Genomic DNA, 19,050 nt, shown 5'->3' with positions numbered 1-19,050 from the left:
CTTAACTCCGGCTTTCAATTGAATATCAGCTGAATGACAGGAATGACACCACACGAATATCAACAAACGAAATAATCTTTATTTCGAGAACTCTTTAATCCGTTGTTCCTCTTCCAGTTTACAAATCAGTAATGTATTATCTTTCTCTGCGATGATATATCCATCCAGTCCTTGAACAACAACTCGTTTTTCTTCGCTGGCATGCACAATACAGTTCTTACTGTCATACAAACGTATATCGGTTCCTACCGTAGCATTTCCCGATTTATCCTGTGGTAAAAGACCGCGAAGTGCTCCCCATGTGCCTAAATCCGACCAGCCGAAAGAAGCCGGTAACACGTAAATTGCCTCCGCTTTTTCCATCACCGCATAGTCGATAGAAATACTTTCGCAAGTCGGGAATAACTTTTTGATTGTTTCATTTTCTTTTTCCGTATAGAAATCCGGGAAAATACGGTCAAAAATCTGTGCGATACCCGGAGCATATACACGCATCACGGAAGTGATAGTACGCACGTTCCACACAAAGATTCCCGCATTCCAGAAGTAATTACCTTCCGCCAAATACTTTTCAGCTGTCTCTTTATCGGGTTTTTCCTTGAATGCGTCTACTGTATAAATTTCTTTATCTGTTTGAAGCTGGTTGGCAGCAGCAATATATCCGTAGCCTGTCTCCGGACGAGTCGGCCGAATACCTATTGTGACAATAGCACTGCTATCATCCGTAAAACGAAGTGCTTTCTCCATCACTCTACGGAACTCACTCGTATTGATGACTAATGCATCCGAAGGAGTTACTACAATGTTAGCACGGGGATGCTTCTTTTTGATTTTCCAGCAAGCAAATGCGATACAAGGTGCAGTATTTCGTGCACAAGGTTCCGCTAAAATATTACTTTCCGGAATTTCCGGCAACTGCTCCCGAACAATATCAATGTATTTTTCAGAAGTTACCACCCACATATTTTCTCTGGGGCAAACACCATCAAACCGGTCTGCCGTCAATTGAATCAGTGACCGGCCACATCCCATTACATCAATAAATTGTTTAGGACATTCCGGAGTGCTCATCGGCCAGAAACGGCTCCCTATGCCACCAGCCATTATTACAACATGATTATCCATACCTATCATCCTCCTGTAAAAAAAAATATTATTTAAATAAGCGCGCAAGTTACATTAAAATGTCCAAAACAGCAAATAAAGACCAAGAGTATTTAATTTTCCAACTGAATAATCGAATAATTGTATTTCTACAATAATAGACAAAGGCCGCTCTCGAATAATAAGAACGACCTTTGTCTTTTCATTTCAATAGAATATAATCATCTTATTTATATTCTGCCCAGCTCTTGATAGCTATATCATCCACACTCATCGTACAGAAGGCATTGATAAACGCACTAGCCAGACGAGCGTTCGTAATCAACGGAATATTTAAATCAATGGCAGCACGACGGATTTTATACCCATTACTTAATTCTCCGGCTGTCAAGTTCTTCGGTATATTAACTACCATATCTATTTCCTTACTATGAAGCATCTCCAACGCCTGCGGATGTCCCTCTTCACTCGGCCAATAAACATGAGTACTCTCAATACCGCTCTCGGCAAGCGCTTTATGCGTACCGCCCGTCGCAAAGAGTTTATATCCCTTATTCACCAACATACGGGCTGCATCCATCATATCCGCTTTTTGCTTCATGGTACCTGTGGAAAGCAAGATATTCTTCTTCGGAATACGATAGCCTACAGAAAGCATTGCTTTCAATACAGCACAAGAAGTATCCATACCAATACAACCTACTTCACCGGTGGAAGCCATATCTACTCCCAACACCGGGTCGGCTTTCTGCAAACGGTTGAAAGAGAACTGTGAAGCTTTGATTCCCACATAGTCCAGTTCGAAAAGATTCTTTTCCGGTTTTTCGACAGGCAGGCCAAGCATAACTTTGGTTGCCAGTTCAATAAAGTTGATCTTCAGTACCTTGCTGACAAATGGGAAAGAACGACTAGCACGCAAGTTACATTCGATCACCTTGATATCATTGTCTTTTGCCAAATACTGAATATTAAACGGACCGGAGATATTCAAAGCCTTGGCAATCTCACGGCTGATACGCTTAATACGACGAACAGTTTCTACATATAGCTTCTGTGGCGGGAACTGAATAGTCGCGTCACCGGAGTGTACTCCTGCAAATTCGATATGCTCACTAATAGCGTATGCCACAATTTCGCCATTCTGCGCCACGGCATCCATTTCTACTTCCTTGGCATGTTCAATAAACTGACTTACTACTACCGGATGTTTTTTCGAGACATTGGCTGCCAGTTTCAGGAAACGTTCCAGTTCTTCCTGATTGGAACAAACATTCATTGCAGCTCCCGAAAGCACGTATGACGGACGGACAAGCACAGGAAAACCTACTTCTTCAACAAACTCCTGAATGTCATCCATAGATGTTAATTCACGCCAACGGGGCTGATCCACACCGATACGGTCGAGCATGGCAGAGAATTTCTCACGATCTTCAGCGTTGTCAATGCTCTTGGCACTTGTGCCAAGGATATTGATATGCTGTGCATCCAAACGCAAAGCCAAGTTATTCGGAATCTGACCACCGGTAGATACAATTACACCATGCGGATTCTCAAGCTCCAGAATATCCATGACACGTTCGAAAGTCAATTCGTCGAAGTACAAGCGATCGCACATATCGTAGTCCGTAGATACGGTTTCAGGATTATAGTTAATCATCACGCTGCGCCATCCTTCTTTACGAATAGTATTTAAAGCCTGCACACCGCACCAGTCAAATTCTACGGAAGAACCGATACGATAAGCACCAGACCCTAATACGACAATGGATTTATGGTCGCCCAAGTAATGAACATCATTTGCCACACCGCTATAAGTAAGATACAGATAATTGGTTTGTGCCGGATATTCGGCTGCCAAAGTATCGATCTGCTTCACTACCGGAAGAATACCCGCCTCTTTACGATGTTTGCGGACATAAAGAATACCATCCTCCATATCACCTTCGTAGCCGATGGCACGTGCAACCTGGAAATCAGAGAAACCTTGAACCTTGGCTTTACGAAGCAGTTCGTTTGGCAGATCAGCAATCTGTTTGTGATTATTTCCCCAGCTATGCAGTTCTTCGGAAGTCTGCATGATATTCATCAATTTCTGAAGGAACCATTTATCAATCTTAGTCAGTTCGTGTACCTGATCGATGGTGTAGCCGGCACGAAAAGCCTTCGAGATAACAAAAATACGTTTATCAGTCGGTTCGCGCAAAGCCTTGTCGATGTCGGAAATAACTAGCTCCTTATTTTCTACAAATCCGTGCATTCCCTGTCCGATCATGCGGAGCCCTTTCTGGATAGCTTCTTCAAAAGTACGACCGATAGCCATCACCTCACCGACAGATTTCATAGAAGATCCCAATTCTTTATCTACACCGTGGAATTTACCCAAATCCCAACGTGGAATCTTACATACAACATAATCCAGTGCCGGTTCGAAGAAAGCAGAAGTAGTCTTTGTTACAGAATTCTTCAGGTCGAAGAGTCCGTAACCCAGTCCCAATTTGGCCGCAACGAAAGCCAGCGGATAACCCGTTGCCTTAGATGCCAAAGCCGATGAACGGGAAAGACGGGCATTTACTTCAATCACCCGATAATCTTCGGATTCGGGGTCGAAAGCATATTGCACATTACATTCGCCCACAATACCGATGTGGCGGATGATACGTATTGCCAGTTCCCGGAGTTTATGATATTCTTTGTTAGTAAGCGTTTGTGACGGAGCAATAACGATAGATTCACCGGTATGAATACCCAGCGGGTCGAAGTTTTCCATATTACAAACGGTGATACAGTTGTCAAAACGGTCACGTACCACTTCATATTCCACTTCTTTCCAACCACGAAGTGATTTTTCCACCAATACCTGCGGAGAGAAAGAGAACGCTTTTTCTACAAGAATATCCAGTTGCTCTTCGTTATCACAGAAACCGGAGCCCAAGCCACCCAATGCATACGCAGCACGAACAATTACGGGATACCCCAGTTCTTTTGCTGCGCGACGAGCATCTTCCACATTTTCTACGGCTTCACTCTTAATGGTCTTTACATTGATTTCATTCAATTTCTGAACGAAAAGTTCACGATCCTCGGTATCCATAATGGCTTGTACCGGAGTACCGAGTACTTTTACATTATATTTTTCAAGAATACCTTCTTTGTACAATGCCACTCCACAGTTCAAGGCTGTCTGACCACCGAACGCCAGCATAATGCCTTCCGGTTTTTCTTTCTGAATCACTTTCTCTACGAAATACGGAGTCACCGGGAGGAAGTAGATTTGATCCGCCACTCCTTCGGACGTCTGTACCGTAGCAATATTAGGATTGATAAGAATCGTTTCAATGCCTTCTTCTTTCAAGGCTTTGAGTGCCTGCGAACCGGAATAGTCAAACTCACCGGCCTCACCGATCTTCAGGGCACCGGAACCCAACAACAATACTTTCTTTATATTTTCTTTCATTGATTCTACTTTCTGGTTCACCACAGATTACACAGATAAACACTGATTTTTTATAATCCGTGATGAATATGGGTTATAATAGTTTTACAAATTCGTCGAACAGGAATTCCGTATCCGTAGGTCCACTCGCTGCTTCCGGATGGAATTGTGCAGAAAACCAAGGGTTTCTTTTATGCTTGATTCCTTCGTTAGAGCCATCATTCATATTAATAAATAACGGTTCCCAATCTGCACTCAACGTATTATTGTCTACGGCATAACCGTGATTTTGCGAAGTGATGAAGCAACGTTCCGTACCTACCATACGCACCGGTTGGTTGTGGCTACGGTGACCGTATTTCAATTTATAAATCTTGGCTCCTCCCGCTTTCGAAAGCAGTTGGTTACCCATGCAGATTCCGAAAATAGGCAGTTTCTCGTTTGCCATCGCCTTGCGGATATTCTGCACCGCAGCATCACAGGTATCCGGATCCCCCGGTCCGTTAGAAATAAACAGTCCGTCAAATTCGAGTCCGTTATAATCATAATCCCAAGGTACACGGATCACCTCTACATTACGTTTCAGCAGACAACGAATGATATTAGTCTTCACACCGCAATCTACCAGGACGACCTTTTTAAGTTGTGAGTTAAAACCTGAAAGTTGAGAGTTGAGTTGCTCAATAGGAGTCGTTAATGGGAAAGAATGAGAGGTTCCGTCGGGAAGATAAGAAATTATTTCCTTACAACTTACCCTGTCCACATAATTAATATCTTCATAACTCTCAACTCTCAACTCTCCATTCTCAACTTCTTCAAATACTATTTTCCCCATCATTACTCCATGTTCACGAAGCACTTTAGTCAGCTCGCGTGTATCAATGCCCGTGATACCAGGAACTTTTTCCCGTTTCAGCCAGTCACCAAGACTTTCCACAGCGTTCCAATGGCTGTATTCATAAGAATAGTCACTTACGATAATCGCTTCCGCGTGGATCTTCTCACTTTCCATGAAAGTGGCAAGTCCATTCGGCTCGATAGTAAAAGGAGGAACACCGTAGTTACCTACCAAAGGATAGGTAAGCGTCATCAACTGTCCGGCGTATGAAGGGTCAGTGAGGCTCTCCGGGTATCCGGTCATGGCAGTATTAAACACTACTTCGCCCGCCACCGGCTTCTCGTAGCCAAACGACTTACCGGAAAACCGGCTCCCGTCGTCAAGGATTAATGTCACATTTCTCATTCTTATTATTGAATCGTTGTATGGTTGTTAGAATTGATACATTTGTTCTATATAGTCGATGAACGCCCGATTCACCATTTTCACACCACCCGGTGTAGGGTAGTTACCGCTAAAATACCAGTCGCCTTTATGATGCGGACAAGCCTCGTGCAATCCCTCCAACGGTTGATAGACGATTTCCACTTTCGCCTTGGTTCCCTTGGGTGTCAGCAGTTCCACCATTTTGGCAGAGATTTCCTCATCAGTGAACGGAGCATAAATGTCTTTCACATAGTTTACCATCTGCTCTTTCGGCAGTCCTACCTGCTCTTTCGATTTACGGTAGGCGGCCGCAATCACATCTTTCATATCCCGTTCCTTTAAAAGTTCGACAGCAGCCCTGAAGGCGATAAACTCGCTCATCTTTGCCATATCAATACCGTAATAGTCAGGATAACGCACCTGCGGAGAAGAAGATACAATGACAATCTTCTTCGGACCGAGACGGTCGAGAATACCGATAATACTTTGTTTCAGCGTAGTGCCACGCACAATGCTGTCATCGATAATCACCAGATTATCAACACCGGGTACAAGACTTCCGTATGTAATATCATACACATGGGCAGCCAAATCATTACGACTGTTTCCTTCGGCGATGAACGTACGGAGCTTAATATCCTTGATTGCCACCTTTTCGCTACGAATACGACGGGAAAGAATAACTTCTAACTCCTCCATATTCGGGTTATGCCCCAATGCAGCGATCTGCTGCACTTTCTCCTCATTCAAGTAATCATCCAGTCCCTGCAACATTCCGTAGAAAGCAACCTCCGCAGTGTTTGGAATAAAAGAGAAGACCGTATGATCGATATCATTATTGATAGCTTTCAGTATTTTCGGAACCAACTTTTCGCCCAGCCGTTTCCTTTCTTTATAAATATCGACGTCACTGCCACGGGAGAAATAGATACGTTCGAAAGAACAAGCCTGATTTTCGCGTGGCTTATTGATTTGCGAAGTACGTATCTTACCTTCTTTGCTAATCAGCAATGCCTGCCCCGGTTGCAGTTCCTTGATTTCCTCAAACGGAACATTCAAAGCTGTCTGGATAACCGGACGTTCGGAAGCAAGAACAGCTATTTCGTCATCCTGATACCAAAATGCAGGCCGGATGCCCCACGGGTCACGGATAGCGAAAGATTCACCGCTTCCGGTCAATCCGCAAATAACATACCCCCCATCCCATTCGCGACTGGAAGTACGCAGTACGTTTGCCAAATCAATATGTTCTTCTATATAATGCGTGATGCCCATGCCCGTAAGCCCTTCGGCTTCGGCAAGATTGAATACACGCTCCACTTCACGGTCAAGACGGTGTCCCACCTGTTCCAACATGATATATGTATCGGCATATTTACGCGGATGCTGACCAATGGCAGTGATACGGGCAAATATTTCGTCTACATTCGTCATATTGAAGTTTCCGCAAAGAGCGAGATTCTTGGCACGCCAGTTATTTCTTCTTAAAAATGGATGCACGTATGAGATTCCGGATTTTCCCGTAGTGGAATAACGAAGATGCCCCATATATACTTCCCCGGCAAAAGGCAGGACTCGTTTGGCATACGCAGCATCATGCAACTGTTCGGGAGTGAGCTCCTTAAAATTGTTTTGAACATTTTCAAAAATCTCCGTAATAGCTCCGGAGCCTAAAGCACGTTCACGAAACATATATTCTTCACCCGGATTTGCTTCCAGTTTCACACATGCGAGTCCCGCACCTTCCTGTCCACGGTTATGTTGTTTCTCCATCAACAGGTAGAGCTTATTAAGACCGTACATCCATGTTCCGTACTTTTTCTCGTAATACTCCAACGGTTTAAGCAAGCGTATCATGGCAACGCCACATTCATGTTTCAATTGTTCCATCTATACTATTTACGATTTGACGATTTACTATTTACGATTTAAATTACCACCTGCCAATCAAACAACTTACTATCTATCATTGATTCTTCAATCGTAAATAGTAAATAGTAAATTGTCTAATTGTAAATCACATTACTCCACCGTTACCGACTTCGCCAGATTTCTCGGCTGGTCTACATCCATCCCCTTACATACCGCAATGTGATAAGCAAGAAGTTGGAGAGGTACCGTAGTAATTAACGGATCGAGACACTCTATTGTTTCAGGAAGTTCGATACTACAATCGGCAATCTTGCTGATAACCGTATCTCCCTTCGTAACGAACGCAATCACTTTTCCCTTCCTTGCCTTGATCTCCTGAATATTACTTAGCACTTTTTCGTACAGTCCATTCTGCGTAGCAATCACCACTACCGGCATTTCCGCGTCAATCAAGGCAATCGGTCCGTGCTTCATCTCGGCAGCCGGATAACCTTCGGCGTGAATATACGATATTTCTTTCAATTTCAATGCACCTTCCAATGCAACAGGATAACTATATCCGCGTCCCAGGTAAATAAAGTTATGCGCATACGTGAACGTTTTCGATAACTCCGCCAGGGTATCATTCAGTTTCAGCACTTCTTTCATCTTCTCCGGAATATGATTTAATTCCTGTACTATTGAAAGATAATGCCGTTCGTCAATTGTTCCTTTCGCTTTGGCAAGCGTCAATGCCAGCATTGCCAACACAGTGACCTGTCCGGTAAACGCTTTGGTGGAAGCGACTCCGATTTCCGGACCTACGTGGATATACGAACCGGTGTGAGTGGCACGGGGAATAGAAGCCCCGATAGCATTACAAATACCATATATAAATGCTCCGCGGCTTTTTGCCAATTCCACAGCAGCCAAAGTATCCGCAGTCTCACCGCTTTGGGAGATTGCTATCACTACATCCTGTCCGTCAATCACCGGATCGCGGTAACGGAATTCAGAAGCATACTCCACTTCCACCGGTATGCGGCAGAAACTTTCAATCAGATGCTTTCCAATCAGTCCGGCATGCCAGGAAGTTCCGCAGGCAACGATAATAAACCGCTTGGCATTCAGTAGCTTTTCCCGATGATCGATCACAGCGGAAAGTACCACATTGTCTGCTTCCACATTAATACGTCCGCGCATACAATCATGAATACAATCGGGCTGTTCGAAAATCTCTTTCAACATAAAATGCGGATATCCCCCTTTTTCCAGCTGACCGAGATTAAGCTCCACCTTTTTAATTTCAGGTGTCATTTCAACATTACTCAAGTTGACCACCTTCAATTCTTTTCCCAAATGGAGAACAGCTATTTCTCCGTCTTCCAGATAAACCACCTTATCTGTATATTCTACAATCGGAGTGGCATCCGAAGCAAGGAAGAACTCGTCCGCTCCAATCCCCACTACCAGCGGGCTACTCTTACGGGCAGCAATAATCTCATCGGGATGCTCTTTATCAAGAATCGCAATCGCATAGGCACCAATCACTTCTCCCAACGCCAATTGAACGGCTGTCAGCAAACTGACTTGATTAGTGACTTTCATGTATTCTATTAATTGAACAAGGACTTCGGTATCTGTACTACTTTTAAAAATATAGCCTTTGGCTTGAAGTTTTTCTTTGAGAACGGCGTAGTTTTCAATAATACCGTTATGAATGAGAGCGAGCTTTTCGGAAGAAGAGTAATGAGGGTGGGCGTTAGCGGAACAAGGTTCCCCGTGAGTAGCCCAACGAGTATGGGCAATTCCGATTGTACCGGAAATATCTTTTTGTGTGACGAAATTTTCAAGATCGGAGACTTTTCCTTTCGTCTTATACACATTTAACTGTCGGTCATCACTGATGATTGCTACCCCCGCGCTATCATATCCACGATACTCCAGTCGCTTCAGCCCTTTTATAAGGATAGGGTAGGCTTTTCGTTTACCAATATAGCCTACTATTCCACACATATTATGATATTTTTATTTCGACTGCAAATATACACATTACAAATAACATAAAGACAACAAAAAGCATATTTATTTGACAGAAACGCATAAAAAAGTTGTAAACACATCAAAAAGTTAAATAATATATTATTTTTAGGTCAAAAAGAAACAAATTACAATTAGGTCACCATTAACCCAAAAGAGCTAACAAATTAAAAGTAAACCTCCTTCTTTTAATTACAAATTAGAAGAAGACAGGCTCTCCTTTTAATTTCGCGTTACAGAAAACTTATATTTTACTATCATTTTGAAATTAAACCACTAACTTTGCCAAACAAATTGACACTTCAATTAGGTATTATCATACAATAAAGCTAGTAAGAATGAAGAAACAAGAACTTTTTAACAACGTAACAGAAGGATCCCCTTACCAACGACAGCCCAAACAGATGGGCTTGTACAATGCGGCATACGAACACGATGCCTGCGGTGTTGGTATGCTGGTAAACATTCATGGAGAAAAGTCACACGACATTGTTGAGTCGGCTTTAAAGGTATTAGAGAACATGCGCCACCGTGGCGCTGAAGGTGCGGATAACAAAACCGGTGACGGTGCAGGTATCATGCTGCAAATTCCGCATGAGTTTATTTTATTGCAAGGTATTCCTGTACCCGAAAAAGGACGGTACGGCACAGGATTGTTATTTTTGCCGAAAAATGAGAAAGACCAGGCAACCATTTTAAGTATCATTATTGAAGAAATTGAAAAAGAAGGACTCACATTGATGCATCTGCGCAATGTACCCACCTGCCCTGAAATTCTAGGAGAATCTGCTTTGGCAAACGAACCTGACATCAAACAGGTGTTTATCACCGGATTTACAGAAACGGAAACGGCCGACCGGAAGTTATATCTGATCCGGAAAAGAATCGAGAATAAGGTCAGATTGTCATCCATTCCGACAAAGGACGATTTTTATGTTGTTTCGCTTTCTACAAAAAACATTATATATAAAGGTATGCTTTCGTCGTTGCAACTGCGCAACTACTATCCGGACCTGACGAATAGCTATTTTACCAGCGGACTGGCACTGGTGCACTCCCGTTTCAGTACCAACACATTCCCTACATGGGGATTGGCACAACCATTCCGCCTTCTGGCACACAACGGTGAAATCAACACGATCCGTGGTAACCGCGGATGGATGGAAGCCCGCGAAAGCGTACTCTCCACTCCTACCTTGGGTGACATAAAAGAACTTCGCCCGATTATACAACCGGGCATGAGCGACAGTGCTTCCCTGGACAATGTACTGGAGTTCCTGGTGATGTCGGGATTGAGCCTGCCACACGCCATGGCTATGCTCGTGCCGGAATCTTTCAACGAAAAGAATCCCATCAGCGAAGATCTGAAATCATTCTACGAATACCACTCTATCCTGTTGGAACCGTGGGACGGACCGGCTGCACTTCTCTTCAGTGACGGACGATTTGCAGGAGGTATGCTCGACCGCAACGGTCTGCGCCCTGCCCGTTATCTGATTACTAAAAACGATATGATGGTAGTGGCTTCGGAAGTCGGTGTGATGGATTTCGAACCGGGAGACATCAAAGAAAAAGGTCGCTTACAGCCCGGTAAGATTTTGCTGGTAGATACAGAAAAAGGTGAAATTTATTATGATGGCGAACTGAAAAAACAGTTGGCTGAAGCCAAACCTTACCGCACCTGGTTGTCTACGAACCGAATCGAACTGGATGAACTGAAGAGCGGACGCAAAGTACCTCATCATGTCGAAAACTACGACTGTATGCTTCGCACTTTCGGCTACTCCAAAGAGGATATCGAAAAACTGATTATGCCGATGGCAAGCACCGGAGCAGAACCGATCCATTCAATGGGTAATGATACTCCGTTAGCTGTACTTTCGGATAAGCCGCAATTGCTTTACAACTATTTCCGGCAGCAATTTGCACAAGTGACCAATCCTCCCATCGACCCGCTCCGCGAAGAACTGGTAATGTCATTAACTGAATACATCGGGGCAGTCGGCATGAATATCCTGACACCCAGTGAGAGTCATTGCAAAATGGTCCGCCTCAATCATCCGATTTTGAGCAACACACAACTGGATATTCTTTGTAATATCCGCTATAAAGGTTTCAAAACAGTCAAACTGCCCATGTTATTTGAAGCAGCGAAAGGGAAAGCCGGATTGCAGGAGGCACTGAACAGCCTCTGTAAAATGGCGGAAGAATCTGTGACGGAAGGCGTAAACTACATTGTCCTGACCGACCGTGACGTGGATATTACCCATGCCGCTATTCCTTCATTGCTGGCGGTAAGCGCCGTTCATCACCACCTGATTTCAGTTGGCAAACGTGTACAAACAGCATTGATTGTAGAAAGCGGTGAAATACGTGAGGTGATGCACGCTGCGTTATTACTGGGTTTCGGAGCAAGTGCCCTGAATCCTTACATGGCATTCGCTGTTCTCGACCGCTTGGTTAAAGACAGGGATATTCAGTTGGATTATGCCACTGCTGAAAAAAATTATATCAAATCCATCTGCAAAGGCTTGTTTAAAATCATGAGTAAAATGGGGATCTCTACCATCCGCTCTTATCGTGGTGCAAAGATCTTCGAAGCTGTCGGTTTGAGCGAAGAATTGAGTAAGGCTTATTTCGGTGGACTCGGTTCGCCCATCGGAGGTATTCGCTTGGAAGAAATAGCCAGAGATGCCATTGCTTTCCACAAGGAAGGAGTGGGAGAAGTTGAGAGTGGAGAGTTGAGAGTGGAGAGTGAGGCTCCGCATGGCAACTCTCAACTCTCAACTCTCCATTCTCAACTTCTTACCGGTTTGTATGCTTTCCGTAAAGACGGAGAAGAGCATGCATGGAATCCGGAAACAATCAGTACGCTGCAATTGGCTACACGGATGGGGAGTTATAAGAAATTTAAAGAATATACTCATTTGGTAGACGAAAAAGAAAAGCCTATTTTCCTTCGTGACTTTCTGGGATTCCGTCGTAACCCGATTTCGATCGATCAGGTAGAACCGGTGGAAAACATTCTGCATCGTTTCGTCACGGGGGCCATGTCTTTTGGTTCTATCAGCAAAGAGGCTCATGAGGCAATGGCTATTGCCATGAATAAAATTCACGGACGCAGTAATACCGGTGAAGGTGGCGAGGACGCTGCCCGTTTCCAACCACTGCCCGATGGCAGTTCCTTACGAAGTGCAATCAAGCAGGTAGCTTCCGGACGTTTCGGTGTAACGGCAGAATATCTGGTTAATGCGGATGAGATTCAGATTAAGATAGCACAGGGGGCAAAGCCGGGTGAAGGCGGACAACTTCCGGGATTTAAAGTGAATGATGTGATTGCAAAAACACGCCATTCCATTCCGGGAATTTCACTGATTTCTCCCCCACCTCATCATGATATTTATTCGATTGAGGATTTGGCACAATTAATCTTCGATCTGAAAAATGTAAATCCACAGGCCAAAATCAGTGTGAAACTGGTAGCAGAAAGCGGCGTCGGTACAATTGCCGCCGGGGTGGCAAAAGCAAAGGCGGACCTGATTGTCATCTCCGGTGCTGAAGGTGGAACAGGTGCTTCTCCGGCTTCTTCTATCCGTTATGCGGGCATCTCACCGGAATTGGGATTGAGCGAGACACAGCAAACATTGGTTTTGAACGGACTTCGTGGTCAAGTAGTTTTGCAAGCCGACGGACAACTGAAAACCGGACGTGACATCATCTTAATGGCGCTAATGGGTGCCGAAGAATATGGCTTCGCCACCTCGGCATTGATTGTATTAGGGTGTGTAATGATGCGCAAATGCCATCAGAATACTTGTCCGGTGGGAGTTGCCACACAGAATGAGGAATTACGTAAACGCTTTCATGGGCGTAGTGAATATTTGGTAAATTTCTTCACATTCCTGGCACAGGAGGTCCGCGAGCATTTGGCCGAAATGGGATTCACCAGAATGGATGATATTATCGGGCGCACAGACTTGATCGAACGCAAATCCGTTGCCAACGACCCGAATCCGAAACATGCGTTAATCGACTTCACCAAATTGCTGGCACGCATTGATAACAACGCGGCTATCCGCCATGTCATCGATCAGGATCACGGTGTTTCTACTGTAAAGGATGTAACCCTCATTGATGCAGCACAGGAAGCTATTGAACATGAGAAAGAGATTTCTTTAGAATATACGATTGCCAATACAGACCGTGCAATAGGTGCGATGCTCTCCGGAGTGATTGCCAAGAAATACGGTGCCAAAGGATTGCCGGAACATACGCTGAATGTAAAGTTCAAAGGCTCGGCAGGTCAGTCTTTCGGGGCTTTCCTCGTACCGGGAGTTAACTTTAAACTGGAAGGTGAAGCAAACGATTATCTGGGTAAAGGATTGAGCGGCGGACGCATCTCCGTATTGCCTCCTATCCGCAGCAACTTCGAAGCCGAAAAGAATACAATTGCCGGTAATACCTTGCTTTATGGAGCAACAAGCGGTGAAGTATATATCAACGGGCGTGTAGGAGAACGTTTCGCAGTTCGTAACTCCGGTGCAGTTGCCGTAGTGGAAGGTGTGGGCGACCATTGTTGCGAATACATGACAGGAGGTCGTGTGGTAGTCCTCGGACAAACCGGACGTAACTTTGCAGCCGGTATGAGTGGCGGTGTGGCTTACGTATGGAACAAGGATGGTAACTTCGATTATTTCTGCAACATGGAAATGGTGGAACTGTCACTCATCGAAGAAGCCAGCTACCGGAAGGAGCTACACGAACTAATCCGCCAACATTATCTGTACACAGGCTCAAAACTAGCCCGTACCATGCTTGACAACTGGAATCATTATGCAGACCAGTTCATCCAAGTAGTACCCATCGAATACAAAAAAGTATTGCAGGAGGAACAGATGAGAAAATTACAACAAAAAATTGCAGACATGCAAAGAGACTATTAGACTTACAATTTGACTATTTACAATTTACTATTTGAATGTATAGTCTGTAAATAGTCAAATAGCAAATGACAAGATAGTCTAAAAATAGTAAATAGTAAATCGTCAAATAGTAAATAACAAGATGGGAGATCCTAAAGCATTTCTAAATATACCTCGACAAGAGGCGGGATACCGCCCTGTAAACGAGCGAATCGCTGACTATAGTCAGGTAGAACAGACTTTGAATACAAACAGCCGTAAATTGCAGGCGTCACGCTGTATGGATTGCGGCGTACCTTTCTGTCATTGGGCATGCCCGATAGGAAATAAACAACCGGAATGGCAGGATGCATTATACAGGGGAAAATGGAAGGAGGCATACGAAGTATTGTCGTCTACTTGCGATTTTCCGGAATTTACGGGACGTATTTGTCCTGCCCTTTGCGAGAAATCGTGTGTGTTGAAACTTTCCTGCGATCAGCCGGTGACTATTCGCGAGAATGAAGCAGCTATCGTGGAAGCGGCTTTTCGTGAAGGATATATACAGGTAAAGACGCCGAGAAGAAACGGAAAGAAAGTGGCGGTGATTGGTGCGGGTCCTGCCGGATTGGTGGTGGCTAATCAGCTGAATTTAAAAGGATATAGCGTTACTTTATTCGATAAGGATGAAGCGCCCGGAGGGTTATTACGGTTCGGTATTCCTAATTTCAAACTGGATAAGAATGTAATTGACCGACGGATGAAGATATTGGCTGCAGAAGGAATACAGTTTGAAATGGGAGTAGAAATAGACATCAATCATTTGCCGGAAGGATTCGACGCTTACTGCATCTGTACCGGAACGCCGACTGCACGTGATTTGAGTATTCCGGGACGTGAACTGAAAGGCATCCATTTCGCACTTGAAATGCTGGCACAGCAGAACAGGATTCTGGCAGGACAGACTTTCCCGAAAGATAAATTGGTGAATGCCAAAGGCAAAAAAGTACTTGTGATAGGTGGCGGAGATACCGGTTCCGACTGCATCGGAACCAGTGTGAGACAGGGATCCGTCAGTGTCACTCAAATCGAAATCATGCCGAAACCTCCTGTCGGCTACAATCCGGCTACTCCTTGGCCACAATGGCCGGCAGTCTTCAAAACGACTTCCAGCCATGAAGAAGGTTGTACACGCCGCTGGTGCCTGGCTTCCAATCAGTTCCTCGGAAAGAATGGAAAAGTGACAGGTGTAGAAGTGGAAGAAGTGGAATGGATTCCGGCAGCAGATGGCGGACGTCCCACGATGAAACCAACAGGGAAGAAGGAAGTCATCGAAGCTGATATGGTATTATTGGCGATGGGATTCCTGAAACCGGAGCAACCGAAATTTGCAAAGAATGTATTCCTAGCCGGTGATGCCGAGACTGGCGCCAGCCTGGTGGTACGCGCCATGGCGGGAGGACGAAAGGCTGCTGCGGAAATAGATGCTTATCTAATACAATAAGTTTTGCAACAGTGTACAACAAGAAGCTCGATTACTATTATCGGTTCGTTCCATATCTGTGGAACTAAAAGATAACAGATATGGAACTAAAGGAAAACAGTTGTGGAACTAAACGATAACAATTATGGAACGAATTAAGAATAGCTAGTCAGCTTCTTAGAAATAGCGAATAAACAATCAACAGATTACATTACCCCCTCTAAAAATTAAAGTTATGTGTGGAATAGCAGGTATACTCAACATCAAAGTTCAAACGAAAGAACTAAGAGATAAAGCACTGAAAATGGCCCAGAAGATCCGTCATCGCGGACCGGACTGGAGCGGAATCTATGTAGGCGGAAGTGCCATCCTGGCACACGAACGTCTTTCTATTGTCGACCCGCAGAGTGGCGGACAACCGTTATACTCTCCCGATCATAAACAGGTGCTCGCCGTCAACGGTGAGATTTACAATCACCGTGATATTCGCGCTAAATATGCGGGAAAATATAACTTTCAGACTGGAAGTGACTGTGAGGTAATTCTTGCCCTTTACAAAGATAAAGGCATCCATTTTTTGGAAGATATCAGCGGTATCTTCGCTTTCGTGCTTTATGATGAGGAAAAGGATGAATTTTTGATTGCCCGCGATCCGATAGGGGTTATTCCTTTATATATAGGAAAAGATAAAGAGGGAAAAATCTACTTCGGCAGCGAGTTGAAAGCTCTCGAAGGATTTTGTGACGAATATGAAGTATTCCTTCCCGGACATTATTTCTATAGTAAAGAGGGAAAAATGAAACGTTGGTATTCGCGCGACTGGACAGAATATGAAACCGTCAAAGAGAATGATGCACAAACCGAGGATGTGAAAGTGGCATTGGAAGAGGCTGTGCACCGCCAGTTAATGAGTGACGTACCGTATGGAGTGTTGCTTTCGGGCGGGTTGGATAGTTCTGTTATCTCTGCCATTGCCAAAAAATATGCGGCAAAACGTATAGAAACAGACGGTGCAAGCGATGCATGGTGGCCTCAACTCCACTCTTTCGCCATCGGTCTAAAGGACGCCCCCGATTTGATTAAAGCGCGTGAGGTAGCCGAATATATCGGTACCGTCCATCATGAGATCAACTACACCGTTCAGGAAGGTCTGGATGCTGTTCGCGACGTAATTTATTTCATCGAGACGTATGATGTAACTACCGTACGCGCTTCCACTCCCATGTATTTATTGGCGCGTGTCATCAAATCAATGGGGATCAAAATGGTGTTGAGCGGTGAAGGTGCTGATGAAGTTTTCGGGGGGTATCTGTATTTCCACAAGGCCCCTACTCCACAGGCATTTCACGAAGAAACAGTACGTAAACTTTCAAAGTTGCACATGTACGATTGCCTCCGTGCCAATAAAAGTTTATCAGCATGGGGAGTAGAAGGACGCGTCCCTTTCCTTGATAAAGAATTTCTCGACGTGGCAATGAACCTGAACCCGAAAGCTAAAATGTGCCCCGGAAAAAACATCGAGAAACGAATTGTTCGCGAAGCCTTTGCCGATATGTTACCGGAAAGTGTGGCTTGGAGACAGAAAGAGCAGTTCAGTGACGGTGTAGGATATTCATGGATTGACACATTGAGAGAGATCACAGCAACTGCCGTGAGCGATGAGCAAATGGAACATGCTGCCGAACGTTTCCCGATCAATACGCCACAAAACAAAGAAGAGTACTACTATCGTAGCATTTTCGAAGAGCATTTCCCCAGTGAAAGCGCAGCACGCACCGTCCCCAGCGTTCCAAGTGTAGCCTGCTCCACAGCAGAAGCACTAGCCTGGGATATTGCTTTCAGAAATCTGAATGAGCCTAGCGGACGTGCAGTGAAAGGAATACATGAAGAGGCCTATACCTGATTAATAAAAGAGTGACAAACTCCTTTTGTGCAAACTATCAGACGTGTCCGGAGAATGTTTTTATGACAGACAGTTTTATTTTTGACACTCTTTTGTAGCATTTCTATTCTAAAATCCCAAGGATTAACGCAGATTAGCATATTATCGGCTGATTTGCGTTATCTTTTTTATAATTTTGAGGCCAAACCCAATTAAATCTATCAAACTTTTAAAAGATCAAACAAATGAATTTAAAAAAAATGATGATGGCTTCTGCCCTTCTAATGGCTGCTTGTTGTATGCAGGCACAGACAAAAGTGATAGCTCACCGCGGTTTCTGGAAAACTCCGGGATCATCGCAGAACAGTATTTCATCACTTCTAAAAGCAGATTCCATCGGTTGTTACGGTTCAGAATTTGACGTATGGATCGCGAAGGATAACAAGTTAGTGGTTAACCATGATCCTGTATATAAGATGAGGCCGATGGAATATTCCAAAGGTGATGCACTGACCGGACTAAAATTATCCAACGGAGAAAACTTACCCAGCCTGGAACAGTATCTGGAAACCGGAAAAAACTGTAAAACCCAATTGATTCTCGAACTGAAAGCGCATAGCAACAAGAAACGCGAGACTAAAGCGGTACAAGGAATTGTTGCCATGGTAAAGAAAATGGGACTGGAAAACCGTATGGAATATATCACGTTCTCTCTACATGCCATGAAAGAGTTTATCCGTCTGGCTCCTGCCGGTACTCCGGTATATTACCTTAACGGAGAATTGTCTCCCAAAGAGCTGAAAGAACTGGGTGCTGCCGGTCTGGACTATCACATGGGAGTAATTAAGAAACACCCCGAATGGATCAAAGAAGCTCACGACCTCGGCTTGAAAGTCAACGTATGGACAGTAGACGAAGTAGAAGACATGAAATCGCTGATCGAACAAAAGGTAGATTTCATCACCACTAACGAACCGGTCATCTTACAAGAAGAACTTAAAAAGCTTCAATAAGAAAAAATATTCACATATTAAAGAATTTAATATCCGGCTTTAAGGAAATGGAATGTTCCTTTAAAAGAAACAGATTGTT

The 19,050-nt window shown here is 44.2% G+C and carries 9 protein-coding genes; 4 read left to right on the top strand and 5 right to left on the bottom strand.

Annotated elements, in window-relative coordinates; genetic code table 11:
• Positions 1-78: 78 nt before the first annotated feature.
• From H8S63_RS08110 to glmS, 5 genes are all read right to left on the bottom strand, one after another.
• The gene (locus tag H8S63_RS08110; RefSeq protein ID WP_117683544.1) at positions 79-1,125 is read right to left on the bottom strand and encodes a mannose-1-phosphate guanylyltransferase; all 1,047 of its coding nucleotides are present in this window, start codon (positions 1,123-1,125) and stop codon (positions 79-81) included.
• A 205-nt stretch (positions 1,126-1,330) separates the two neighbouring features.
• The gene (gene carB, locus H8S63_RS08105; protein ID WP_186926379.1) at positions 1,331-4,558 is read right to left on the bottom strand and encodes a carbamoyl-phosphate synthase (glutamine-hydrolyzing) large subunit; all 3,228 of its coding nucleotides are present in this window, start codon (positions 4,556-4,558) and stop codon (positions 1,331-1,333) included.
• A 73-nt stretch (positions 4,559-4,631) separates the two neighbouring features.
• Positions 4,632-5,780: a glutamine-hydrolyzing carbamoyl-phosphate synthase small subunit gene (gene carA, locus H8S63_RS08100; RefSeq protein ID WP_186926377.1), complete on the bottom strand. Its 1,149-nt coding sequence runs from the start codon at positions 5,778-5,780 to the stop codon at positions 4,632-4,634.
• Positions 5,781-5,807: 27 nt separating this feature from the next.
• Entirely contained in the window at positions 5,808-7,691 is a 1,884-nt protein-coding gene (locus H8S63_RS08095; RefSeq protein ID WP_008022839.1) for an amidophosphoribosyltransferase, read from the bottom strand.
• Positions 7,692-7,823: 132 nt separating this feature from the next.
• Positions 7,824-9,668 (bottom strand): glutamine--fructose-6-phosphate transaminase (isomerizing), encoded by a 1,845-nt coding sequence (gene glmS, locus H8S63_RS08090; RefSeq protein ID WP_186926375.1) that lies wholly within the window; start codon positions 9,666-9,668, stop codon positions 7,824-7,826.
• Between the two features lie 362 nt (positions 9,669-10,030).
• Between glmS and gltB the strand changes: the two genes are divergently transcribed.
• The 4 genes from gltB (at position 10,031) to H8S63_RS08070 (ending at position 18,971) form a co-directional block, all read left to right on the top strand.
• Entirely contained in the window at positions 10,031-14,635 is a 4,605-nt protein-coding gene (gene gltB, locus H8S63_RS08085) for a glutamate synthase large subunit (RefSeq protein WP_186926373.1), read from the top strand.
• A gap of 121 nt (positions 14,636-14,756) precedes the next feature.
• Entirely contained in the window at positions 14,757-16,097 is a 1,341-nt protein-coding gene (locus H8S63_RS08080) for a glutamate synthase subunit beta (protein WP_186926371.1), read from the top strand.
• Positions 16,098-16,311: 214 nt separating this feature from the next.
• Complete coding sequence (asnB, locus tag H8S63_RS08075) at positions 16,312-17,979, top strand: asparagine synthase B (RefSeq protein WP_186926369.1); 1,668 nt, start codon at positions 16,312-16,314, stop codon at positions 17,977-17,979.
• A 224-nt stretch (positions 17,980-18,203) separates the two neighbouring features.
• Positions 18,204-18,971: a glycerophosphodiester phosphodiesterase family protein gene (locus H8S63_RS08070; RefSeq protein ID WP_186926367.1), complete on the top strand. Its 768-nt coding sequence runs from the start codon at positions 18,204-18,206 to the stop codon at positions 18,969-18,971.
• The last annotated feature ends 79 nt before the right edge of the window (positions 18,972-19,050 follow it).

Source organism: Bacteroides sp. NSJ-39, from assembly GCF_014287315.1.
Taxonomy (GTDB): Bacteria; Bacteroidota; Bacteroidia; order Bacteroidales; family Bacteroidaceae; genus Bacteroides; species Bacteroides finegoldii.
The sequence above is the reverse complement of the archived record's forward strand: the minus strand, read 5'-3'. Positions and strand labels throughout refer to the sequence as shown.

Coding starts and splice junctions, on each gene's coding strand:
- H8S63_RS08080 (WP_186926371.1), top strand. CDS start 14,757: ATGGGAGATCCTAAAGCATTTCTAAATATACCTCGACAAGAGGCGGGA.
- carB (WP_186926379.1), bottom strand. CDS start 4,558: ATGAAAGAAAATATAAAGAAAGTATTGTTGTTGGGTTCCGGTGCCCTG.
- H8S63_RS08095 (WP_008022839.1), bottom strand. CDS start 7,691: ATGGAACAATTGAAACATGAATGTGGCGTTGCCATGATACGCTTGCTT.
- gltB (WP_186926373.1), top strand. CDS start 10,031: ATGAAGAAACAAGAACTTTTTAACAACGTAACAGAAGGATCCCCTTAC.
- H8S63_RS08110 (WP_117683544.1), bottom strand. CDS start 1,125: ATGGATAATCATGTTGTAATAATGGCTGGTGGCATAGGGAGCCGTTTC.
- glmS (WP_186926375.1), bottom strand. CDS start 9,668: ATGTGTGGAATAGTAGGCTATATTGGTAAACGAAAAGCCTACCCTATC.
- H8S63_RS08070 (WP_186926367.1), top strand. CDS start 18,204: ATGAATTTAAAAAAAATGATGATGGCTTCTGCCCTTCTAATGGCTGCT.
- asnB (WP_186926369.1), top strand. CDS start 16,312: ATGTGTGGAATAGCAGGTATACTCAACATCAAAGTTCAAACGAAAGAA.
- carA (WP_186926377.1), bottom strand. CDS start 5,780: ATGAGAAATGTGACATTAATCCTTGACGACGGGAGCCGGTTTTCCGGT.